We start from the raw sequence: 20,891 nt of genomic DNA, 5'->3' as shown, positions 1-20,891 counted from the left end.
ACCATGATGACCACCAGAACCCGCCCGCCGCTGCCCGGGGAGCACGTCGACCCAGCCAGGGTGCCTGCCCACTGGCTGCTCGCGCGGATCGGCAAACGAGTGCTTCGCCCCGGCGGTCGACGACTCACGCTGGGACTGCTCGACCGCCTACACATCACCGGTCAGGACCGTGTCGTCGAGTTCGCCCCGGGCGTGGGCGGAACCACCCGCTTGATCCTGGACCGCCGGCCCGCCGGATACACCGGGGTCGAGCGGGACCCTCGGGCGGCGGCAGTCGTCCAGGATCTCTTCGCGAACCCCGCCTACATCTGCCGCACGGCCGATGCCCAGGCCACGGGGCTCGACGACGGCAGCGCCACCGTGGTTCTCGGCGAGGCCTACCTGTCGATGCTGCCGGAGCCGGCCAAACGCCGGATCGTCGCCGAGGCCTTCCGGGTCCTTGAACCGGGGGGACGCTTTGGATTGCACGAGCTTGCCCTGCTCCCGGACCAGGCACCGGGGTCCGAGCAGGATGCCGTGCGTCAGCAGCTGAGCGAGGCGCTCCACGTGGGTGCCCGGCCCCTGACCACCGCCGATTGGCGGCGACTGGTGGAGGATGCAGGGTTCGTCATCGAGCATCAGACCCTGGTGCCCATGGGACTGCTGCGCCCCGGACAGGTCCTACAGGACGAAGGCATACTCAGGACGCTGGCGATCGCCGGCAGGATCGTGCGGGACCGGGCGATCAGGGCGCGGATACTGACCCTGCGGAGAACCTTCCGGGCACTGGGAGAGCACATCGGTGCCATAGGACTGGTGGGCTACAAGCCCTGATCCACCGGCAGCGAGAAGGTGATCACGAACGGCCAAGCTGGTCCCGCTGCGCCTCGATGAACTGTCTACGGCTGACTGAGGCACTCAGGTCCACCGGACCATCGGCACAGGCTCTTCCGTGAAGCATCACCGGAACCCGTGGACGACGGCCAGGGCTCCGGAGCGGTGGTGCGTGTGTCGCGCATCGGAGCCGACGTCCCGGGCGCTGGGCTCCTCAGAGGTGAAGGTTCTGTACCGCTCGGGCTCTCATGCTACTTTTCAGGGGGACCACCCGAATCGCCTCGTCGTCAGGCCTTCTGCCCACGCCAATTACTCGACGAATCTGCCATGAACCGCTGGTCCCGTGACGGTTCGCCGCCGGTCGCACACAATGGCAACCATGGAACAGCACAAGTCCTATGACCCCGACCGCACCGTCACCATCAATGCCGGCCAAGGCTCCTCCCCGGGGTTGATCCTCGGCGTGCTCGGCTTCCTCGCCTCGCTCGTGGCGGTCATCAGCATCGGCCTCCTCTCCCTCGACATCGCCACCAACGACCTCGAGAGCACACCGCCCGCCCAACAGGAACAGGAAACCAGCAACCACTGACGTCGTCGACCTCAAGTCTGCGACCTCGTGCTCCCGCCGATGGGGAACAGAGAAATCGACACCATCGCCTGGAGGATCAACGCCTTGAGCGAGAAACCTCGACAGGAATACATCGCTGTCGACCGTGCCCGCAGAGCTCGTGCCGTGCGACGGCTCAGCACAACAGCACGCACTGGTGCTCCACACTCGTGCAGCCCACATACCCGCGGCAGAGCGCTACCAACGCCTCAATAACCGTTTGCCGCCATAAGGAACATCCGTCAGGACGACGACCCCTGGGTGGGTGGTCGCAGGTGCAGGTTCGGCTGCGCTGAGCATGGCGCACCGGCCAGGTCGCCCCGGGCCGCCCTCAGTTCTTCCGGGGGCCGGCCGCCGGTGCCGGGACGGCGCCGGCAACGTCGCGCACCGCTTGTCCAACGCCGTGCCCCTCAATGTCCTGGGCACGGATAGCTGCGAGGTAACCGGCGACATAGGCCGTCACCGGCACCGCGGGGCGGGCCACTGCGGCGGAAACGGCCCCGGCCAGAGCCAGCAGTTCTTCAAGGGGAGCCTCCAGCCCCTCCAGGCCGAACTCGGCCCTCAACTGCTCGACCCACCCTGAGAGCAACCGTCGCTCGTCGGGAGTCATTTCTTTTGCCATCACAGGATCCGGGACTGATGCACCGACAGGTCAGGTCACCGTATCAACAACATCATGCTCTCTTACATCTGGTGCCATGCCTTCGCTTGCGGGACGCCCCGCGATCCGCGGGGCGGTCCGGTCTCTGGTGGACCGGTCACCTCAACCCACGTGCCCACAATCATGGGAAACATGATCTTAATCATGTTCACCTCCGCTGCGGCTGGAGTATCGTGCCGCCTAACTGCCTGAACTGGACGTCAGCACAGAGTTCGCACATGAATTCCTGAGGTTTTTGCTTCGAGTCAAAGGGGTCGTCATGGCTGAGCGGACGTCGTCGAGTGTGCGGGGTCCGGCCGACTCGCCGGTGGCCAAGGGCTGGGTCCAGGGCGTGGCCCTGGTGATGATCTTCGGCTTCTTCGTCATGGGGTTCCTCGCCTTCCGGACCTACACCGATGCGATGCCCCAGCCGGACCGGGTCGTGGACAGCGCGGGCCGGGTCGTCTTCACCGATGAGGACATCACGGAGGGCCAGCAGATTTTCCTGCGCCGCGGCCTGCAGGAGTACGGTTCGATCGTCGGCCACGGCGGGTATCTGGGCCCCGACTACACCGCCGACTATCTGCGCCGGTCCGCCACCTTCGTCCTCGAGGAGCTTGAGGCGTCCGGGGTCCAGGACCCGCAGGGCGAGCTGACGCAGATGTTCCGGGCCAACCGCTACGACGAGGCCACCGGCACCCTGGAGCTCACCGGCCTGCAGGTGGCGGCCTTCGACGAGCTGAAAGGCCACTACGGCGACTTCTTCGGCGCCCCCGACACCCGCCACGGACTGGTCCCGAACGCGATCACCGACAGGGAAGACATCCACGACCTGACCGCCTTCTTCGCCTGGACCGGATGGGCGGCCGCCGCCGAGCGGCCCGGCCACGACTACTCCTACACCAACAACTGGCCGCCCGAACCGCTGGTCGACAACGGGCCCACCGCGGACATCCTGGTGTGGAGCGGGCTGTCCCTGACGGCCCTGCTCGTGGGTCTGGGTGTGCTGTTCGCCGTCTACGGCCGGTGGAGCCAGAAGCTGGGCTGGCACGGCTCCGAGGCCCCCACGCTGGCGTTCAAGCAGCCCGGGGAGGTCGCGGTCACCCCCGCGCAGCGGGCCACGGTGTGGTTCTTCTTCGTCGTCGCCCTCATGTTCCTTGCCCAGGCGCTGCTGGGAGGCGCGATCCAGCACTACCGGTCGGACCTGACCAGCTTCTTCGGCTTCGACCTCGCCCAACTGCTGCCGTTCAACCTGGCCCGCACCTGGCACGTGCAGCTGTCTCTGCTGTGGACCGCCGCCTCGTTCCTGGCCGCGGGCATCTTCCTGACCCCCTACGTCTCCGGCCGCGAGCCGAAACGCCAGCACTGGCTGGCCTACGGTCTGCTCGGTGCCCTGGCCGTCGTGGTGGCCGGCACGATCGTCGGCTCGGCCCTGAGCGTTTTCGGCGTCGAGTGGGCCGAGGGCTCACCGTTCTGGGACCAGCAGTGGGAGTACCTGGACCTGCCCAGAGTCTGGCAGGGCATGCTCGTGGTGGGGCTGTTCCTGTGGATCGCCATCATCTACCGCGGCATCCGCGCCCGTCTCAAGACCGAGCACCGGACCAACATGCCGTGGCTGTTCTTCTTCGCCGGACTCGCCATCCCGGCCTTCTACGCCGTCGGCATGCTCGCCGGCACCGAGACGCACCTGACCGTCGCCGACTACTGGCGGTTCTGGGTGGTGCACCTGTGGGTGGAGGACTTCCTCGAGCTGTTCACCACCGTCATGGTCGCCTACATCTTCGTCATGCTGGGCGTGGTGCGGCGCCCGATCGCCATCGCCATCATCTTCCTCGACGTCATCCTGTACTCCGTCGGTGGGGTGCTGGGCACCATGCACCACCTGTACTTCTCCGGCACCCCGGTGGAGCACATGGCCCTCGGCGCGTTCTTCTCCGCGCTGGAGGTCATCCCGCTCACGTTCCTGACCATCGAGGCGTGGACCTTCCTGCAACTGGGCTCCCGGCAGGAGTCCCGGTCCTCGGCGCCCTTCCCGCACCGCTGGGCGGTGATGTTCCTCGTCGCCGTGGGGTTCTGGAACTTCCTCGGCGCCGGCGTCTTCGGCTTCCTCATCAACCTGCCGGTGATCTCCTACTACCAGATCGGCACGGCCCTGACCGCCAATCACGCCCACGGGGCGATGATGGGCGTCTACGGCATGATGGCCGTGGGACTTGCGCTGTTCGCCCTGCGCTACATGATCCCGCCCGACCGGTGGCCGGACCGGCTGGCCAAGCTCTCGTTCTGGTCGCTCAACCTGGGCCTGGCGTGGATGACCTTCGCGACCCTGCTGCCGCTGGGGGTGGTGCAGCTGTGGCACTCCGTCAACGACGGCTACTTCGAGGCCCGGTCCCTGCAGTACCTCACCAACCCGGGCAACGCCGTCCTGGAGTGGTTGCGCCTGCCCGGGGACATCGTCTTCATCGTCGGCGGGGTGCTGCCGTTCCTGTGGATCACCTGGACGGGCGTGCGGCACGGGATCCGGGCCACCACGCAGGTGGTCCCCGTCGAGGCGCTGTTCGTGGAGGAGCAGCCGGTGGACGCGGCCGCCGGGCCCGCTCCGGTGGACGGCTCGCCGCCCGCGTCCCGCTACCGGTCCGACCGCCGCGGGGACGACCGGCCCCCGGAGGACCCGGGACGAGCGGGAGGAGCACCATGACGACCGGCATCGACATTACCGTGTGGCTGGCGGCGGGGTACGCGGTCTTCCTGCTGGCCGCGGCCTTCGGCGTGGACCGGATGGCCCGCGGCACCGCCGCCCGGACCGCACGGTGGCACGACGGCGGATTCGTCTACCACGCCGACCACGACGCCTGGCAGTGCCCGCAGGACCAGTGGCTGTGGCCGCAGTCCTTCGACCCGGACAACCGGGTGATGCGCTACCGGGCCTCTCCCACGGTGTGCAACGCCTGTCCGGTGAAGTCCACCTGCACCACCTCGCAGCAGGGCCGGCAGATCGGGCGCAACGTGGACCCGTGGCCGGCATCGGAGGCCGAGCGCTTCCACCGGGGCATCGCCTGCGCCGTGGCGGTCCTCGCGGTCGTCTGGCCGCTGGCCATGATGGTGGAGCGCCGCGCGCCGGCCGAGCTGGTGGTCCTGGGAGGCGCTGTGGTCCTGGTGGCGCTGGGCAGCTGGCCGCTGTGGTCCCACCTGCGCCGGTCCCCGGCAGGTTTCCCCCTGGCCGTGAAGGTCGAGACGCTGGACGAAACCGTCGCCGGGCGGGCCACCGTTGCCCCGCCGATCCGGTACCGCAGCGATCGGCGGCACCCCGAGCCGCCCGACGAGCAGCCACCGGCCCCACCACGGTCGAGGAGGAGGAACTGATGAGCGCATGGCTGGTGACAGGCGTCGTCGTCCTGCTCGTGCTGGGCGTGCTGGCGGCCTCGGTGCGGGTGCTCAAGGAGTACGAGCGCGGCGTCGCGTTCCGGCTGGGCCGCTTGCGCCCGGTGCTGGGTCCCGGCCTGCGTCTGCTGGTCCCCGGCGTGGACAAGCTGGTGCGGGTGGACCTGCGGGTGGTGACGCTGACCATCCCTCCGCAGGAGGTGATCACCAAGGACAACGTGCCCGCCCGGGTCAACGCCGTCGTCCTGTTCCAGGTCACCGATCCGGTGCGCTCGGTCATGGCGGTGGAGAACCACGCCGTGGCCACGTCCCAGATCGCCCAGACCACGCTGCGGTCCGTGGTGGGACGGGCCGACCTGGACACCCTGCTGGCCCACCGGGCGGATCTCAACGAGGACCTCGCCCGGACCATCGACGCCCAGACCACGCCGTGGGGGGTGCAGGTCAACGTCGTGGAGATCAAGGACGTGGAGATCCCGGAGGCCATGCAGCGGGCCATGGCCCGGGAGGCGGAGGCCGAACGCGAACGCCGCGCCAAGGTGATCAACGCCCGCGGCGAGCTGCAGGCCTCCGAAGAACTGCGCCAGGCCGCCGAGACCCTCAGCCGCAACCCGGCGTCCTTGCAGCTGCGCTACCTGCAGACCCTCCTGGAGCTGGGCGCCGACCAGAACTCCACCGTGGTCTTCCCCCTGCCCATCGACATCATCGGGCCGTTCATCGACAAGCTGCCCCACCTCGTGGACAGCGTCCGCGCGAACAGCAACGGCGCCGGCACGGCCCGAACCCCCGCTGCGTCCGCCGGGGACGCCCGGGGGACGGACGAGACCGGATGAGCGGAAAGAGGCGTGCCATGGCTTCCCAGCAGACTCCAGAATCCTCCAGTGGCGTCGAGGCGGCCGCGTCCGGGCACCGGTCCCGGGACGCTGCGGCGACGAACCGTGCCCGCGGCATCAGGGCCGCCGTCCTCGGCGGCGTGGTCATGGTGCTCGCACCGCTCTTCGGCTTCCTCGGCGGCAGCATGACCGGGGTGGCCGGCACGTCCGGCGGCCCCGACCCCCTGGCGGTGTGGCTGCTGGGCGGCATGGTCGTCGGGGGCCTCGGCGGGATCCTCGCGATCCTCGGTCTGCTGCGCTGGACCCGGGCCGACCAGGCCTGAGCACGAGGGGCGTGCCCAGGATCAGCAGACGGGGGCGGGCTCGATCACGATCTTGCCGGTGGCGTGGCCGGCCTCGACCTCGGCGATCGCCCGCCCTGCTTCTGCCAGGGGGTAGCAGGCGGTGACGTGGGGGTCGACGAGGCCGTACTCGATGACCTCGGTGATCTTCTGCACCGCGTCCGCGGTGCGTTGCAGGGCGGTGCCGCCGAGCTCGGTGGCCGTGGCAGGGTCGGCGGCCGAGATGATCCTGGTCGGGTCGGCGACCAGGCCTGCGACCTCGCGCAGCGCCTCACCGCCCACGAGGTCGACGAGGAGGTCCACGCCGTCGGGGGCGAGCTCGCGGACGCGGTCGGCCACGCCGTTCCCGGAGGGGACGAAGGTCGCCCCGGTGGACTCGACGATCTGGCGCTTGGTCCGGCCGGCGACGCCGATGACGGTGAACTGGTGGACCTTGCCGATCTGGGCGGCCATCAGCCCCACCCCGCCGCCGGCGCCGAGGATCAGCAGCCTCTGGCCGGGCTCGAGCTTGATCTGGTGGGTGGCGTCGTAGGCCGTGGCCGCGGCCACGGGGATGGTGGCGGCGTCCGCGAAGGAGATCCCCTCGGGCTTGGCGACCGCGTCGGCGGCCCGCACGAGGGTGTGCTCGGCGAAGCCGCCGTGGCCGGGGGCGACGGGTGCGAGGATCTCGTCGCCGACCGCGAAACCGTCCACGTCCTCGCCGAGAGCGGTCACGGCACCGGAGATCTCCCGGCCCATGGGGGCCGGCAGCTGCCGGTCCTGGCCGAGGGCTCCGGAGCGGATCTTCCAGTCGACGGGGTTGACCCCGGCCGCGCGCACCGCCACGGCCAGTTCCCCGGGGCCGGGCTGCGAGGCGGGCCGGTCGATGAGCTCCTGGGTCTCGGGGCCGCCGAAGTCGGTGAACACGAACGTCCTGGGCATGATTTCCGTCGTCTCTCTCTGCGCTGCTGTGGGTGGTCTCTGGTCGGGTGGGGCCGGGCTCAGGCGGTCGGGGGCTCGTCCTGACCGGCGGCTTCGGCGGCGTCCGCCTCGTCCTTGGTGGCGTAGGCGGCCTCGGCGGCGTGCTCGGGAGGGCTGTAGACGGTGTAGAGCACCAGCGGCTCCTCCCCGGTGTTGCGGAAGTTGTGCCGGGCGCCGGCCGGGACGGCGCACTGGTCACCGGCCTCGATCGGGTGGGTGTGCCCGTTCAGGTCGGCCTCTCCGGTGCCGGCGACGAAGGTGAGGATCTGGTCGGTGTGCTCGTGCACCTCCTCGCCGATCTCCCCGCCGGCGGGGACGGTCATGATCACGATCTGGGAGTGCTTCCCGGTCCACAGCACCCTGCGGAAGTCGGGACTGTTCCGGGCGATGTCGGCGATCGTGAAGTGCTCGATGTTGCCCTCGACGGCGAAGTGCTCGGTGGTGGCCATGGTGGGTTCCTCTCGGAGGTGGTGGACGGGTGGTTCCTGCCGTGCGGGGCGCCCCGGGCCGGGGCGCCCCGCACGAGGGACGGGTCAGGAGGCGACCTTCGCGGTCTCCTGGACGGCCGGTGTAGTCGTCGCGGTGGGGGTGGCGTCCGTGGTGCGGCGCAGCAGGCGCATGGCGTTGAGGATCACGATCAGCACGGAGGCCTCGTGGACGAGCATCCCGATCGACATCGTGACCCCGCCGGCGAAGACCCCGGCCAGCAGCAGCACCACCGTGATCAGGGCGACGGTGATGTTCTGGTGCATGACGCCCACGGTGCGCTTGGCCAGGCCGATCGCCTCGGGCAGCTTCAGCAGGTTGTCGCCCATCAGGGCGATGTCGGCGGTCTCCACGGCCACGGCCGAGCCGGCCGCGCCCATGGCCACCCCGATGTCCGCGGTCGCCAGGGCGGGGGCGTCGTTGACGCCGTCGCCGACCATGGCCACGACGTGGCCCTCCCGCTGCAGCGCCGCCACGGCGTCGAGCTTGTCCTCGGGCAGCAGCCCGGCACGGATCTCGTCGACGCCGGTGGCCCTCCCGATGGCCTCGGCCACGAGCGCGGCGTCGCCGGTGAGCATGACGACCTTGGCCACCCCGGCCTCGTGCAGCCGGGCGACCATCTCGGCGGCGTCGGAGCGGACCTGGTCGGCCACGGCGATGACCCCGGCCACGGCGTCGTCGACGGCCACGATCATCGGGGTCCGCCCGGCCGCGGCCACCTCCTCTGCGGTGCGCACGGCCTCGGGATCGGTGATGCCGTACTGCTCCAGCAGCGCGGCGTTGCCGATCAGCACCCGCACACCGCCGGTGGTGGTGGCGACGATGCCCTTGCCCGGAACCGGGTCGATCCCCTCGGGGATCCCGGAGGCGCCCACTCCCTCGGCCGCGGCGGCCTCGAGGATCGGACGGGCCAGCGGGTGCTCGGAGCCGGCCTCGGCGGCCGCGGCCCAGCGCAGCACGTCGGCGCGGTCCAGGGCGGGGTCCAGGACCACGACGTCGGTCAGCTGCGGGCGGCCCTCGGTGAGCGTGCCGGTCTTGTCCACCGCCACGGCGGTGATCTTCGCAGAGGTCTCCAGGAACTCCCCGCCCTTGATCAGGATGCCGTTCTTGGCGGCCCGGCCGATGCCGGCCACGATCGCGACCGGGATGGAGATGACCAGGGCACCGGGGCAGCCGATGACCAGCAGGGTGAGGGCGAGCACCACGTCCTGGGCGGCCAGCCCGGCCACCAGTGCCAGGGCCATGATCGCCGGGGTGTACCAGGCGGAGAATCGGTCGATGAAGGCCTGTGTGCGCGCCTTGGCGTCCTGGGCCTCCTCGACCCGGTGGACGATGCGGGCCAGGGTGGTGTCCGCGCCGATGCCGGTGGCCAGCACCTGCAGGAACCCGCCGCGGGAGACGGTGCCGGCGAAGACCTGGTCACTCTTGGTCTTCTCCACCGGGATGGACTCGCCGGTGATGGAGGCCTCGTCCACGGCACCGGTGCCGGCCACGACGTGGCCGTCGACCGGGACCTTGGCCCCGTTCTTGACCAGCACGATCTCTCCCATGGCCACGTCCGCGGCCGGGACCTCGACCTGCTCACCGTCCCGGACCACCACGGCGGTGTCCGGGGCGACAGCCACCAGCTCGGCCAGCGCCGAACGCGTCCTGTTCAGGGTGGCGGACTCGAGGGCGTGGCCCACGGCGAAGAGGAAGGTCACCGCGGCGGCCTCCCAGTAGTTGCCGATGATGATCGCCCCGATCGCGGCAACCGAGACGAGCAGGTCGATCCCGATCGTGCGGGCGGCCAACGCCCGCACGGCCTTGACCACGATGCCGTAGCCGGCGACCACAGCGGCGGCGAGCATGAGCACGTCCGCCCACGGCTGCGAGCCGGCGACCTCGGAGGCGGCGAACGAGGCGAGGATCAGCACCCCCGACACTGCGGGGATCGCCCACCTGCCGTAGATCCAGCTCTGCACCCTGTTCATGGTGTCCGTCCTTTCCTGGAACCGTTCCCGCCCCGGATGAGGGGCTCGTCCGCGACGCTACGCACAGCCCGCGGGCGGGAACATGACGGCGGTCAATCGTCCGCGAAACCGCTCCCCCGTCTTTCCACGAGATCCAGATGCAGGCCGGCGGCTCGGGGCGCAGAGAACCGCCGCGGCTCCTTTCCAGGGGCCGCGGCGGATCAGGTGTGTGTTCAGCGGTGGGTGTTCAAGTAGCGGATGGGGTGTAGTCCTCGGTCAGACGAACATGGGCCCCGGCCCCTCCGATGGTGACGATCACGTCTTCGACGTCCAGAAGAGCGGGGACGTAGTCGACCTCCATCCGTTGCCCGGCGAGGTCCACCTGGACTCGGTGGACCCCATCCAAACGGCGTAGGTGGGTTTCGATGTCGACGGCGCACGAGGGGCAGTACACCTCAGCGATGCGCAATGAGATGCGCGCTACCACCGGCACGGTGGCACTCATCAGGTCCTCCCAGTCAGAAGGCCGCGGGGCGGGCGGTGTAGCCGGCCTTGGCCACGGCGGCGACGATGTCGTCGACGCTCGCGAGGGCGGGGTCGTGGTCGACCTCGATGCGGGCCGAGGCGAAGTGGACCTTCACCGCGGAGACGCCCTTCAGCCGCCCGACGCGCTTCTCGATCTTGGCCACGCAGGAGGGGCAGGCGAAGCCCTCGGCGCGCAGGACGGTGTGGGTGGCGGTGGCTGTAGTGGTGGTCATGGTGGTGGTTCCTCTCCCTCTCGTGGAGTCCGCACCTCGTCGGGTGTGCTTCCAACCTACGAAAGGGGCGGGTGCCCGGACCATGACGATCGTCAATCAACCGCAGGGCGTCCGGGCCAGGTCCCCGCGGCGGCGATCTCCGCCAGCCGGCGGGGGTCGCGGACGGCGGTCCAGCGACGACCGGTGTCGAGGATGCCCTCCTGGCGCCAGCGGCTCATCACCCGGGAGACGGACTCGGGGGTGGACCCGGTCATCCCGGCGAGGTCCGCCCGGGACAGCGGCAGCTCGATGAGGGTGTCGCCGTCGCGGCCTGGTTGCCCGAACTTCCCGGTCAGCCGCAGCAGGACCGTCGCCAGCCGCTCGGCCACGGTGGCCGTGGACTGCCGCGTGACGTCCGCGCGGGCCTGGGCGAGCAGGGCCGCGGCGTCGTCGAGCACCCGCAGCCCCACCTCCGGGTGCTCGACGAGGACCCGGCGGAACGCGTCGTCGCCGATGCGCAGGGCGCACACGGTGGTCATCGCCTCCACGCTCTCGTCGTAGGCGGGGCGGCCCAGGGTGCGCAGCCCGCCGAAGAGGTCGCCCGGCCCCAGCAGCTCGACCACGACCTCCTGGCCGTTCGGGGCCGTCCGGTAGGCCTTGGCGCGGCCAGCGGCCACGAGGTAGAGGTGCTCGGCGGGCTCCCCCTCGGTGTAGACCGGGTCGCCCTCCGCCCAGGACAGCGAGGTCATCCTCCGGTCGACGTCGGCCAGCTGGTCCTCGCCCAGCCCGGCGAACATCGGGGTGCGCGAGAGCACCCGCATCCGCACCGGCGCCGGGCAGGCGTGGGGCTGCGCGCACGTGGGCCGCAACGGGATCCGACGCCGCGCAGACGCCGGGACAGCGGCCCGGTCAACCGACCTCGCCTGCGTTTCCGGCGACTCCACGCTGCGCGGGGCGGGGCTCATGAGTCTTCCCCTTCTGGTCAGGTGGGCGCGACGGCACCAGAGACGGGACGATCACCCGGTCGCCGGGGCGCGTCGTTCGGATTCCACCGTACGCCCACGGCACTCGGTATGAGAGGAGTCCCCCGAACGGACCGACAACAACCTGCCCACCGGCCTGGGCCCACTACCACCAGTTGCAGGTGGGGTGAGCTCCTCCTGCGGGGCTGGGCGCGATCTGTGGTCGGGACCCGTGTCGGGTGCCCGCCCCGCAGCCCGTGCGCTGCTACTGGAAGTCCGCCAGCCACAGGTCCGGGCCGAACACCTCGTACTGGATGTCCTTGGCCGGCACACCCCGGGCGATGAGCGAGCTGCGCACCGCCTGCATGAACGGCAGAGGACCGCACAGGTAGTACTGCGCGTCGTGGGGAAGGTCCACGGCGCTGACGTCCATGAACCCCGCCAGCTCGTTCTCGCCGCTGGGCCCGGTGTCCGAGGGCTGCTCGAACCACGCGGTCAGGGCCCCGTCCTGCAGGGCGCCGAGGTCCTCCTCGATCTGTCCGCGCAGCGCGAAGGTCTCGGGGGAGGTGTCCGCGTGGAAGAACCGCACCGTGCGCTGGGAGCCGTCCTTCACCAGGTGGGAGAGCATCCCCGCCATGGGGGTGACGCCGATGCCGGCGCTGGCGAACACTACCGGCCGGTCGGTGTATTCCAGGACCACGTCCCCGGAGGGCACCGAGAGGGTGAGCTCGTCGCCGACCTGTACGCGGTCGTGGAGCAGGTTCGACATCTCCCCGGCTGGGGTGCCGTTGCCGGCCACCCGCTTGACCGCGAAGCGCCGGTGGTGGCCGTCGTCGGCCTTCGTGAGGCTGTACTGGCGCGGCTGGTGCACCCCGTCGGGCATCTCCATCTTCAGCGTCACGTACTGCCCCGGCAGGGACCGCTTCACGTCGCGCTCGTCGACGCGCTCCACGACGACGGTGACGACGTCGGCGGTCTCCGGGATCTTCTCGACCACCCGCCAGGTCCGCCAGACGGTCTCGGGGGAGAGCCGGACCGCCTCGTAGAGGCCGCGCTCCTGGTTGATCAGCGCATTGGCCATCAGCCAGTACACCTCGTCCCAAGCCGCCGCGACCTCCGGGGTCACGGCCTCGCCCAGGACGTCCACGATGGCCCACATGAGGTGGTCGTGCACGATCTGGTACTGGTCCGGGCGCAGTCCCAGGGAGACATGCTTGTGCGAGATGCGCGACAGCAGGTGGTCCGGGAGCTCGGTCGGGGTGTTCACCAGGTAGCCGGCGTAGGCGGCGACGGAACCGGCCAGCGCCTGCTGCTGGCGGCCGTCGGCCTGGTTGCCGCGGTTGAACAGCCCGTCCATCAGCTCGGGGTGCTCGCCGAACATGTGCGCGTAGAAGCGCCGGGCGATCTCCTGGATGTTCTCCCCAACCACGGGCAGCGTGGCCTTGACGATCGGGTACGAGGTGTCTGACAGCACGGTGGCTCCTTCATGAGACCTGTTGCGTTGCTTACGCTCTGTCTATCCTCTGGTCACGCTAGCACCGGCCTCTGACCAGGCACGAAACCCTACGACCACCGAGTTCCGGAGGAGTCCAGACATGCCCAGAAGAGGTACCGGCACCCGTTGGGTGGGATTTCTCTGCGTGCGGAGCGTTCCTTCAGGGATATTTGGCGACCGTCAGCAACGCTACTGAATCCTCTACTGCTTCCAGCCCCTGACGGGACTGCGGGGCGCTGAGCAGGTCTCCCGGTGACCCGTTCCATTCGGTCTCCGTGGCCATCAACAGCACCCGCCCGTGGAGGACGTGCACGGCGAGTTCACCGGGGTTGTTGTGCTCGTGCATCACGGACCCGACGCGCAGGGCGATGACGGTCTGGCGCATCACGTGCTCATGGCCTCCGAACAGGGTGTGTGCACTGCGTCCACTCGAGGCGCGGCGAACAGTCTCCAGCCAGGACGGGGCCAGTGCGGCCAGTGCGGTCAGTGCGGTCAGTGCGGTCAGTGCGGTCAGTGCGGTCAGTGCGGTCAGTGCGGTCAGTGCGGTCAGTGACATTTTCTGCGCAGCTGTCCTCATCTGCTCAGACAACACGCACGGGCCAGCGGTATCAAGGTCGAGCCCTGGGTCCGGTGGGTCACCACTCGGGGGCGATGGTGACCTCGGCGCCGTCGAGGTCCTCGGCCCACTCGACCTGGCAGGTCAGTCGGGAGGTGCCGTGGCGGGTGTCGTCGAGCATGTCCAGGATGCCCGCCTCGTCCTCATTGATCCTGCCGGTCTTCTCGAAGGTGACCGGGTCAAGGTAGGAGTGGCAGGTGGAGCAGGAGGCATTGCCGCCGCACGTGGCGAGGATCGGGTACTTGTGCCGGGTGAGGGCCTCCATGAGGCTCTCGTAGTTCTTCCACTCCACCCCCTCGGTGCGGGTGGCCTCGCGGTCGATCACGGTGATGTGGATGCTGCTCACTTCGATGGCCTCCTCGGGGCGTGGTGCGCCCCTGGTGTCGATGTTGGATGCTAGCGGACATGCCAATCTCCCTGTAGGCGGACACGTACCTCCCTGCTGACGGACAGCTGATCTCCCTGTTCTCAGCCCCGGGGCCAGGCTCGTGTCGGTCCCCATGCAGACGTCCCTCCGGGGGTTCGCTCGAGGTCTCTGACCACCTTGAGCCATCACCCGCCGGAGGGACGCATGAAGAAGTCTGACAGGGAGATCATGGAAATTCTCGAAGCATATGACGCCACCGGCTCCGCGCACTCGGCCGCGGCCCTGGCCGGGGTGGATCCGAAGACGGTCCGCCGTTACGCCGCCGCCCGGGACGCGGGCCGGCCGGTGACCGGCCCGGGCCGTCGTCCTCGGATGATCGACGCCTACCTGCCGAAGATCGAGGAGTGGGTCGAGCGCAGCCAGGGCACAGTCCGCGCCGACGTCGTCCACGCCCGCCTGGTCGCGGTGGGGTTCCCGGGGACCGAGCGCACCACCCGCCGGGCCGTGGCGCAGGTGAAGGCGGTATGGCGGGCCGGGCACCGGCGCACCTACCGGCCCTGGATCACCGAGCCGGGTCTGTGGCTGCAGTTCGACTGGGGCGAAGGCCCGAAGGTGCCCGGCGCGGACGGGGTGCCGCGGCGCACGTGGCTGTTCTGCGCCTGGCTGGCGTGGTCACGGTTCCGGGTGGTGATCCCTGTATGGGACCAGACCCTCCCGACGCTGATCGGGTGCCTGGATGCGACTCTGGCCCTCATCGGCGGGGTGCCGACCTATGTGCTCACCGACAACCCGAGAACCGTGACCGTCGATCACGTGGCCGGGGTTGCGGTGCGCCACCCGCAGATCGTGGAAGCCGGCCGGCACTACGGCACGCAGGTGCACACCTGCGTGCCGTATGACCCCGAGTCCAAGGGCGGGTCGGAGTCCACGGTGCGCATCGCCAAGGCCGATCTGGTGCCCACCGAGGCGAACCTGCGCGCAGCTTACGGCTCCTTCGCCGCACTCGAGGCCGCCTGCGCGGCGTTCTGCGCCAAGGTCAACGGGCGCACCCACCGGGAGACGGCCAAGATCCCGGAGCACGCTTTGGCCGAGGAACAACGACGGTTGCACGTGCTGCCGGCCGCCCCGCACACCACCGCCCTGGGGGTGACCCGCACGGTGGGCACCGACCAGACCATCCGGTTCGGCTCGGTGCGCTACTCCACCCCACCGGGCCTGGTCGGGGCCGAGGTGTGGGTGCGGGTCGCAGCCGAGGAGCTGGTGGTCGTCGCCGACCTCGACACCCTTCCGGTGGCCCCGGGGTGGGCGGCCGGGCGTGCCGGGCTCACCGAGGTCGCCCGCCACCGCCTCTCGACCCCGGGCAATCCGCGGATCGACCTGGCCCACTACCCCGACCACCCCCAAGACCCCACTGGTGCCCCACGCCCGCCCCGGCCACGAGCCCGCAGCGCGGCGGAGAAGGACTTCCTGGCCCTGGGCGCCGGGGCGCACACCTGGCTGATCGAGGCCTCCGCGGCCGGGGCTACCCGGATCCGGGCGAAGATGGCCGCCGCGGTTGAGCTCGCCGCCCTCATCGGGGCCGGGCCCGTGGACGCCGCCCTCGGGATCGCCGCGGCCGCCGGGCGCTTCAGCGAAGGGGATCTGACCGCGATCTGCGATCACCAGGCCACCGGGGCCACCGCCGCCGGACTCGTGGCCGCCGACGAGACCCACTCCGCCCAGCCCGGCACCGCCGCCTGGGCCACCTTCGGCGCCACCACGACAACCAGCACAACCACCACAACCGAGGAGACCGCTCGATGAACACGGCCACCACCGCCCCGGCAGCACCGCCGCTGCCCGAAGACCTCGCCGCGGTGCTCAAGCGGATGCGGATGCCCTATCTGCGCGCGGCCGCCCCCGAGGTGTTGGCCACCGCCCGTTCCCAACGGTGGGACCCCACCGAGGTCCTGCGGGTGCTGCTGGCCGAAGAGGCCCGCGGGCGTGATGAGGCCACTCGGGCCGCACGCCGCAAAGCCGCCGGACTGCCCGCCGGGAAGACCTTCGCCTCCTGGCGCGAAGCCGATTCCTCGATCCCGGTCCCGACCCAGTCGGCCCTGGCCACCCTGGAGTGGGTGGGGCGGGCGGAGAACCTCGCGATCTCGGGGCCTTCGGGCACGGGCAAGACCCATTTCGTCGAGGCCCTGGCCCATCAGGTCATCGACGCCGGGATGCGGGTCTCCTGGTTCACCCTCGAGTCGCTGACCGCCGCGATCGGCCGCGCCGGGGCGGACGGCTCGATCGGCAAGACCATCGCCCGGATCACCCGGGCCGAGCTCATCGTCGTGGACGACATCGGGATGCTGCCCTCGGGCCAGGCCGCCGCCGAGGCCTTCTACCGCCTCGTCGATGCGACTTATGAACGCCGCAGCCTCGCGGTGACCTCGAACATCCACCCGGCCGGGTTCGACACGATCATGCCCAAGACCCTGGCCACCGCCGCCGTGGACCGGCTCCTGCACCACGCCCACGTGATCATCACCGAGGGCACCTCGCTGCGGCTCACCGAGGCCACCGCCGGACGCGGGGTGGTCCCACTGAACTGACCGGCAGGGAGGTCAACTGACCGCGGACAGGGAGATCAGCTGTCCGCAGACGGGGAGATCACCTGACCGCCTACCGGGAAGTCCCGCTGACCGTTGACAGTTGGAAATTCCGCCGCCCCGTCGTGCGGTCGCAACGGGGACGGATCGGCGGGTGAAACTACGAAGTAACTGTGGCGAAAGCGCATGGTCCCCGGCTCAAGAGTTGCCCGGCACGGCCTGCGTCGATGATTCAGGATCGGCTTCCGACCGATCCCTCGCTCACGCCGCCGAAGGACTTCCATCCTGCGGCCGCCCTGGAATGCCTCAGTGTGCTTCGGGGCTGCCCAGACATCTGGGCCGCGGCGGCCGATCGACGCACCCTGACATCCAGGGGCTCCGCGGGCGATCTACGCCCTCCCCGGGCAGCTCACGCCACCCGGCGACGAGCGCGCGCAGCCGAGCGGCTGAGGGAGCGCCGCTCCCCCTCGGACCGGCCACCCCACACGCCGGCGTCCTGGCGGGTCTGGAATGCCCAGGTCAGGCAGGTGTCGATCACCCCCACCGAAGGGGGTCAACCTCATATTCTGCGTCGACCGCACCAACTGGATCTGTGTGGTGGGCACCTTGTCGCAGGTCGACCGCTATCTGGCCATATGTTAAGCAACAACGACTCCCGGGGGCTTGACCCGCTTGAACGGAGGCTCGAGCTGCTGTGGGCCCACGAGGATGGAAAATTCAATCAGTGGGTGGGTCAGCGCAGTTGATCATGGCAGCAGTAAGGGGCGCTTCCGTTCGGTAAGCGCCCCTTGGGGTGTTCTGCTCCTGGCCTGGGCGAGGTGTTACGGGCGGTGCGGGCCGGGCTTGCGGATCAGCGCTGTCAGTGCGATACCCGCCAGAGCCAGTCCGACGATGGCCAGCACCCAGGCGCCGGTCGTCAGGCCTGCGGCCACGAGCACCATTCCGCCGGCGGTGCTTTCTTGTGCTCCGTACATCTCATACTCCTTCTGCCGCGTACTGCGCGGCCCATCGGTCAGTCTTCTTGTTGGTGATTTTCGAGGTCAGCACGTCGAACCAGGACCGGACGAACCAGCCGGCCCGCATCCACATGAAGGCCTCATTTGGGAAGAAGGTGGCTGCGAGGAGCAGGTCCTTTTTGTCCCGGTGCGGTATTCGCATCGCCCGCTTAAGGTCCAGGGCAACGAACAGCACTGGTAGCAGCCACCAGAACAAGATGAACTGCAGGTCCCCGATCGCCGCGAACCCGACCAGCACCACGATCCACAGCAGCTTCAGTGCCGCGTTCATGAGCCCCATCGCCTGCTGGGCCCAGTCCCGGAGGGTGAGCCGGTTGACCCCGAAGCTCAGCAGGTCCTCGATGGTGCCCACCTGCCACTTCAGCCGCTGGTTCCACAGGGACTTCAGGTCCTTCATGCTGTCCGTGTACGCGCGCACGGTCGGGGACACCTGGCAGAAGTAGCCCAGCTCCCGCAGACGGTAGGTCAGCTCGAAGTCCTCGGTGGCGCTGGTGTAGCACCAGGGCCCCTCCCGGTCCTCACGGGCGGCCACCGCGGCCAGGGCCGCACCGCTGATCGCGCAGCCGGTGCCGGCAAGCACGTGGGTGGTGCCGCGCCGCAGGCTGGTGTCGGTCCACGTCGCGAACTCAGCCTTCTGCAGCCTCGACAGCAGATCAGGTGCTTGCATGGTGAACTTCGACGAGGACCCGCCCAAGTGGGGCGCGTCGGTGAACTCCTGCGCCCAGTTCGCGAAAGCGTGCGGCGGCAGCCAGGTGTCGGCGTCGATGCACACGACCATGTCGGCGTCCTGGGCGTACCGGTCCCAAGCACGGTTGAGCGCCTCGGACTTCCGGTGCTCCAGCTGCGGCAGCTCCATGACGGTCACCGGATAGCGTCGTGCCACCTCGGCCGTGTCATCGGTGCACCCGTTGGGAATCACCACCACCTGATCCGCGGGCCGCTCCTGGTCAAGGACGGCTTGGATCGTGGACCCGATGCTCGCGGACTCGTTGTAGGCAGGCACCAGCGCAACGATTTTCATTCGGCCCCCCAGCCATGAACATGCGGAGGCCATCTGGATCTATCAGCACCACCCCCACGGTGTGAACGAGGGCGACGTCTTCGCGCGAAGTCCCCACTTCGGCACGGCTCGTCGGAGTCCCCGCTCCTGAACTACTCAACAGTAAGGTTAACTGGTCTGTTACCGACAAGTATTACTTGATATGTCATTGGTGGACTCGTCACCATCAATAAGAACGGCAGACCGGCAGGGTTCAGTAGGTAAGACCCCCTTGGCGCTGGCTAGACTTGGCGGACCATGATGACCCCTCGCCTGGCGCATGGTGTGCCGTCCTCGTTGCTTCCGAGCCACGAACACGTCCGCCGGCCGACCCGCCGGGTGATGCTGCTCGGAATGGGGGCGCTCATACTCACCGGATGCAGTAATTCCCCGGCGCCACGACCCTTTCCTCCCCCTGTGCGCACCCGCCCCCTGGAGCACGGGGTGTGCCTGCCCGCAGGCCCAGAGGATCGGGCGGGCGTGAGCACCTACAACGCCATGGTCGGATCCCCGGCACAATGGATTCTTCTGTTCTGCGACTGGGCCCTGGAGCGCCCACCGCTGCAGAGCCTTGATGCGGCTCTGGCCCAGGGGGCGGTGCCCGTTCTGACCTGGGAGCCGTGGCACGCGCCCTCCTTAGAGGAATCGCCCTCCATCGGGGTGGAGCAAGCACAGTTCAGCCTGGTCCGGATCGCTGCAGGAGACCACGACGACCACATCCGCACCTGGGCCCAGGAACTGGGGCGATGGGGGCGCGATGTCGTGCTGCGTTTCGCCCATGAGATGAACGGTGACTGGTACCCCTGGGGCACCGGTGTGCAGGGAAACACCGCGGAGCACTACGTGCAGGCCTGGCACCACGTCCGCGGCATCTTCGACACTGCCGACGCCGACAATGTGCGCTGGTGCTGGGCCCCCAACGTCCCCGACGGGCTCACAACCGAAGCGTCCGGGACGCTCACGGACTACTTCCCAGACCCTGAAACCGTGGATCTGCTCGGCCTTGACGGTTACAACTGGGGCCAAGCCGGCCCCACCGGCTGGATTCAACCGACCAACCTGTTTCAGGAAGGGATCCAGCAGCTGCGATCCCTCGGCACCGACCTGCCGATCATCATCACCGAGACAGCATCGGCAGAAGACCCCGACGATGGTGAAGCCAAAGCCGCCTGGATCACCGAGGCCTTTACGTATTTCGAACAACAAGGCGATGTCCAAGCCATCATCTGGTTCCACCTGGACAAGGAACTCGACTGGCGCATCAACTCCTCACCAAGATCCCAAACGGCCTACCACAACGCGGTGGCACAGCTGTAGCCCACCACGATGTCGGCGGCACGAGGGAGCTCACCCCGTGACGACAGGCCGCGGTTGTCTTAGACCGCTGGCTGTGGGAATTCGCGGATCCGCCGGTACAGGGTGGCCCTGGACATCCCCAGGTCGCGTGCCACCTGGGTCGCCGGCTCCCCGGACTCGATCAGGCGCAGGGCATTGCGGATCTGGGAGTCGGTGAAGGTCTGGCGCCGCCCGCCGAGGTCCTTGCCGGCAGCCCGGCGCTTGGCCTCAGAGTCGGTGATCCGCTCCCGTTTGATCTCCAACTCCATCTGCGCCAGAGCAGCCATGACGGTGAACACCATTGAACCCATCGGGGTGGCGGTGTCCACGTCTCCCCCGCCCAGGTTGAGCACCCGCAACCCGGCACCTCTACCCCGGAGTGCCTCAGCGAAGGCCAACATGTTCTGCGTGGACCGCCCCAGACGGTCCAGCGTAGTGATGACCAGCGTGTCGCCCTCCTCGAGCGCAGCCACCGCCTTGTCGAACTTCGGACGCGATGCACGCCCTCCAGACACTCCGCTGTCGACATACACGTCATCGCGCCGCACGCCCGCGTTCAGGAGGTCAGACACTTGACGGTCTGCGTCCTGCTGCCGTGTCGATACTCTCGCGTACCCGATCAGCTTCCCCATGTCCACCTCATCTGTCTCGCAACTGACGTTGAGTATCCGATTTTAGCGGCATGGATAAAGCACAAGGATGCGAGACAAGCCGAACCGCGGAAACTCG

The 20,891-nt window shown here is 69.2% G+C and carries 23 protein-coding genes; 9 read left to right on the top strand and 14 right to left on the bottom strand.

Features of this window, described 5'->3' with window-relative positions:
* Positions 1-3 precede the first annotated feature (3 nt).
* Complete coding sequence (locus EQG70_RS08775) at positions 4-813, top strand: class I SAM-dependent methyltransferase (protein ID WP_208746267.1); 810 nt, start codon at positions 4-6, stop codon at positions 811-813.
* Between the two features lie 379 nt (positions 814-1,192).
* Positions 1,193-1,402, top strand: coding sequence for a hypothetical protein (locus EQG70_RS08770; protein ID WP_138976467.1), 210 nt, complete (start codon positions 1,193-1,195; stop codon positions 1,400-1,402).
* 349 nt (positions 1,403-1,751) lie between these two features.
* Here the strand turns inward: EQG70_RS08770 and EQG70_RS08765 are convergent, their stop codons facing one another.
* Positions 1,752-2,030, bottom strand: a complete 279-nt coding sequence (locus tag EQG70_RS08765; protein WP_109269336.1) for a DUF6457 domain-containing protein — start codon at positions 2,028-2,030, stop codon at positions 1,752-1,754.
* Positions 2,031-2,340: 310 nt separating this feature from the next.
* On the opposite strand from EQG70_RS08765, the gene EQG70_RS08760 reads away from it, so the two are divergent.
* From EQG70_RS08760 to EQG70_RS08745, 4 genes are read left to right on the top strand one after another with little or no spacing between them, the layout of a single operon-like run.
* Positions 2,341-4,758 (top strand): nitric-oxide reductase large subunit, encoded by a 2,418-nt coding sequence (locus EQG70_RS08760; protein WP_109269337.1) that lies wholly within the window; start codon positions 2,341-2,343, stop codon positions 4,756-4,758.
* Positions 4,755-5,423 (top strand): hypothetical protein, encoded by a 669-nt coding sequence (locus EQG70_RS08755; RefSeq protein ID WP_109269338.1) that lies wholly within the window; start codon positions 4,755-4,757, stop codon positions 5,421-5,423. The genes EQG70_RS08760 and EQG70_RS08755 overlap by 4 nt, the downstream gene beginning before the upstream one ends.
* Positions 5,423-6,274 (top strand): slipin family protein, encoded by an 852-nt coding sequence (locus EQG70_RS08750; RefSeq protein WP_109269339.1) that lies wholly within the window; start codon positions 5,423-5,425, stop codon positions 6,272-6,274. The genes EQG70_RS08755 and EQG70_RS08750 overlap by 1 nt, the downstream gene beginning before the upstream one ends.
* A 17-nt stretch (positions 6,275-6,291) precedes the next feature.
* On the top strand, positions 6,292-6,597 hold the full coding sequence (locus tag EQG70_RS08745; protein ID WP_109269340.1) for a hypothetical protein: 306 nt from the start codon (positions 6,292-6,294) through the stop codon (positions 6,595-6,597).
* 21 nt (positions 6,598-6,618) lie between these two features.
* Here the strand turns inward: EQG70_RS08745 and EQG70_RS08740 are convergent, their stop codons facing one another.
* The 9 genes from EQG70_RS08740 to EQG70_RS08700 all read right to left on the bottom strand — a co-directional run bounded on the left by EQG70_RS08740 (position 6,619) and on the right by EQG70_RS08700 (position 14,169).
* Positions 6,619-7,536 carry an NADP-dependent oxidoreductase gene (locus EQG70_RS08740; protein WP_109269341.1) on the bottom strand — a complete coding sequence of 306 codons (918 nt, stop codon included), beginning with the start codon at positions 7,534-7,536 and terminating at the stop codon, positions 6,619-6,621.
* Positions 7,537-7,595: 59 nt separating this feature from the next.
* Entirely contained in the window at positions 7,596-8,024 is a 429-nt protein-coding gene (locus tag EQG70_RS08735) for a cupin domain-containing protein (protein ID WP_109269342.1), read from the bottom strand.
* Positions 8,025-8,108: 84 nt separating this feature from the next.
* Entirely contained in the window at positions 8,109-10,034 is a 1,926-nt protein-coding gene (locus EQG70_RS08730) for a heavy metal translocating P-type ATPase (RefSeq protein WP_109269343.1), read from the bottom strand.
* 226 nt (positions 10,035-10,260) lie between these two features.
* Positions 10,261-10,518, bottom strand: coding sequence for a cation transporter (locus EQG70_RS08725; RefSeq protein WP_109269344.1), 258 nt, complete (start codon positions 10,516-10,518; stop codon positions 10,261-10,263).
* Between the two features lie 13 nt (positions 10,519-10,531).
* Positions 10,532-10,771 carry a heavy-metal-associated domain-containing protein gene (locus EQG70_RS08720; RefSeq protein WP_109269345.1) on the bottom strand — a complete coding sequence of 80 codons (240 nt, stop codon included), beginning with the start codon at positions 10,769-10,771 and terminating at the stop codon, positions 10,532-10,534.
* Between the two features lie 92 nt (positions 10,772-10,863).
* Positions 10,864-11,571, bottom strand: a complete 708-nt coding sequence (locus tag EQG70_RS08715) for a Crp/Fnr family transcriptional regulator (RefSeq protein ID WP_244296694.1) — start codon at positions 11,569-11,571, stop codon at positions 10,864-10,866.
* 406 nt (positions 11,572-11,977) lie between these two features.
* The gene (locus tag EQG70_RS08710) at positions 11,978-13,186 is read right to left on the bottom strand and encodes a globin domain-containing protein (RefSeq protein WP_109269347.1); all 1,209 of its coding nucleotides are present in this window, start codon (positions 13,184-13,186) and stop codon (positions 11,978-11,980) included.
* A 181-nt stretch (positions 13,187-13,367) separates the two neighbouring features.
* On the bottom strand, positions 13,368-13,763 hold the full coding sequence (locus EQG70_RS08705) for a cupin domain-containing protein (protein WP_244296693.1): 396 nt from the start codon (positions 13,761-13,763) through the stop codon (positions 13,368-13,370).
* Positions 13,764-13,842: 79 nt separating this feature from the next.
* On the bottom strand, positions 13,843-14,169 hold the full coding sequence (locus tag EQG70_RS08700; protein WP_109269348.1) for a 2Fe-2S iron-sulfur cluster-binding protein: 327 nt from the start codon (positions 14,167-14,169) through the stop codon (positions 13,843-13,845).
* Positions 14,170-14,394: 225 nt separating this feature from the next.
* Between EQG70_RS08700 and istA the strand changes: the two genes are divergently transcribed.
* Entirely contained in the window at positions 14,395-15,993 is a 1,599-nt protein-coding gene (istA, locus tag EQG70_RS08695; RefSeq protein WP_208746193.1) for an IS21 family transposase, read from the top strand.
* Positions 15,990-16,775 (top strand): IS21-like element helper ATPase IstB, encoded by a 786-nt coding sequence (gene istB / locus EQG70_RS08690; protein WP_109269538.1) that lies wholly within the window; start codon positions 15,990-15,992, stop codon positions 16,773-16,775. Before istA ends, istB begins: the two co-directional genes overlap by 4 nt.
* Positions 16,776-17,181: 406 nt before the next feature.
* Here istB and EQG70_RS08685 read toward each other — a convergent pair whose 3' ends face one another.
* The 3 genes from EQG70_RS08685 to EQG70_RS08680 form a co-directional block, all read right to left on the bottom strand.
* Complete coding sequence (locus EQG70_RS08685) at positions 17,182-17,310, bottom strand: WhiB family transcriptional regulator (protein WP_419095512.1); 129 nt, start codon at positions 17,308-17,310, stop codon at positions 17,182-17,184.
* Between the two features lie 283 nt (positions 17,311-17,593).
* Positions 17,594-17,746, bottom strand: a complete 153-nt coding sequence (locus EQG70_RS18130) for a hypothetical protein (protein WP_154676736.1) — start codon at positions 17,744-17,746, stop codon at positions 17,594-17,596.
* Position 17,747: 1 nt separating this feature from the next.
* A complete protein-coding gene (locus EQG70_RS08680) occupies positions 17,748-18,791 on the bottom strand; it encodes a glycosyltransferase family 2 protein (RefSeq protein ID WP_167508874.1) in 1,044 nt (347 codons plus the stop codon).
* A 516-nt stretch (positions 18,792-19,307) separates the two neighbouring features.
* Here EQG70_RS08680 and EQG70_RS08675 point away from each other — a divergent pair.
* Positions 19,308-20,144: a glycoside hydrolase family 26 protein gene (locus EQG70_RS08675; RefSeq protein ID WP_161976647.1), complete on the top strand. Its 837-nt coding sequence runs from the start codon at positions 19,308-19,310 to the stop codon at positions 20,142-20,144.
* 59 nt (positions 20,145-20,203) lie between these two features.
* Here the strand turns inward: EQG70_RS08675 and EQG70_RS08670 are convergent, their stop codons facing one another.
* A complete protein-coding gene (locus tag EQG70_RS08670) occupies positions 20,204-20,794 on the bottom strand; it encodes a recombinase family protein (protein WP_109269456.1) in 591 nt (196 codons plus the stop codon).
* Between the last annotated feature and the right edge of the window lie 97 nt (positions 20,795-20,891).

Source organism: Kocuria rosea (genome assembly GCF_006094695.1).
Lineage (GTDB): Bacteria > Actinomycetota > Actinomycetes > Actinomycetales > Micrococcaceae > Kocuria > Kocuria rosea.
This window is presented reverse-complemented; position numbering and strand designations above follow the sequence as displayed.

Bases quoted from the DNA above. Each gene is read 5' to 3' on its own strand.
- EQG70_RS08745 (WP_109269340.1), top strand. From the start codon at position 6,292: ATGGCTTCCCAGCAGACTCCAGAATCCTCCAGTGGCGTCGAGGCGGCC.
- EQG70_RS08765 (WP_109269336.1), bottom strand. From the start codon at position 2,030: ATGACTCCCGACGAGCGACGGTTGCTCTCAGGGTGGGTCGAGCAGTTG.
- EQG70_RS08735 (WP_109269342.1), bottom strand. From the start codon at position 8,024: ATGGCCACCACCGAGCACTTCGCCGTCGAGGGCAACATCGAGCACTTC.
- istB (WP_109269538.1), top strand. From the start codon at position 15,990: ATGAACACGGCCACCACCGCCCCGGCAGCACCGCCGCTGCCCGAAGAC.
- EQG70_RS08755 (WP_109269338.1), top strand. From the start codon at position 4,755: ATGACGACCGGCATCGACATTACCGTGTGGCTGGCGGCGGGGTACGCG.
- istA (WP_208746193.1), top strand. From the start codon at position 14,395: ATGAAGAAGTCTGACAGGGAGATCATGGAAATTCTCGAAGCATATGAC.
- EQG70_RS08760 (WP_109269337.1), top strand. From the start codon at position 2,341: ATGGCTGAGCGGACGTCGTCGAGTGTGCGGGGTCCGGCCGACTCGCCG.
- EQG70_RS08770 (WP_138976467.1), top strand. From the start codon at position 1,193: ATGGAACAGCACAAGTCCTATGACCCCGACCGCACCGTCACCATCAAT.
- EQG70_RS08670 (WP_109269456.1), bottom strand. From the start codon at position 20,794: ATGGGGAAGCTGATCGGGTACGCGAGAGTATCGACACGGCAGCAGGAC.
- EQG70_RS08715 (WP_244296694.1), bottom strand. From the start codon at position 11,571: ATGCGGGTGCTCTCGCGCACCCCGATGTTCGCCGGGCTGGGCGAGGAC.
- EQG70_RS08775 (WP_208746267.1), top strand. From the start codon at position 4: ATGATGACCACCAGAACCCGCCCGCCGCTGCCCGGGGAGCACGTCGAC.
- EQG70_RS08730 (WP_109269343.1), bottom strand. From the start codon at position 10,034: ATGAACAGGGTGCAGAGCTGGATCTACGGCAGGTGGGCGATCCCCGCA.
- EQG70_RS08720 (WP_109269345.1), bottom strand. From the start codon at position 10,771: ATGACCACCACTACAGCCACCGCCACCCACACCGTCCTGCGCGCCGAG.
- EQG70_RS08740 (WP_109269341.1), bottom strand. From the start codon at position 7,536: ATGCCCAGGACGTTCGTGTTCACCGACTTCGGCGGCCCCGAGACCCAG.
- EQG70_RS08750 (WP_109269339.1), top strand. From the start codon at position 5,423: ATGAGCGCATGGCTGGTGACAGGCGTCGTCGTCCTGCTCGTGCTGGGC.
- EQG70_RS08725 (WP_109269344.1), bottom strand. From the start codon at position 10,518: ATGAGTGCCACCGTGCCGGTGGTAGCGCGCATCTCATTGCGCATCGCT.
- EQG70_RS18130 (WP_154676736.1), bottom strand. From the start codon at position 17,746: ATGTACGGAGCACAAGAAAGCACCGCCGGCGGAATGGTGCTCGTGGCC.
- EQG70_RS08705 (WP_244296693.1), bottom strand. From the start codon at position 13,763: ATGTCACTGACCGCACTGACCGCACTGACCGCACTGACCGCACTGACC.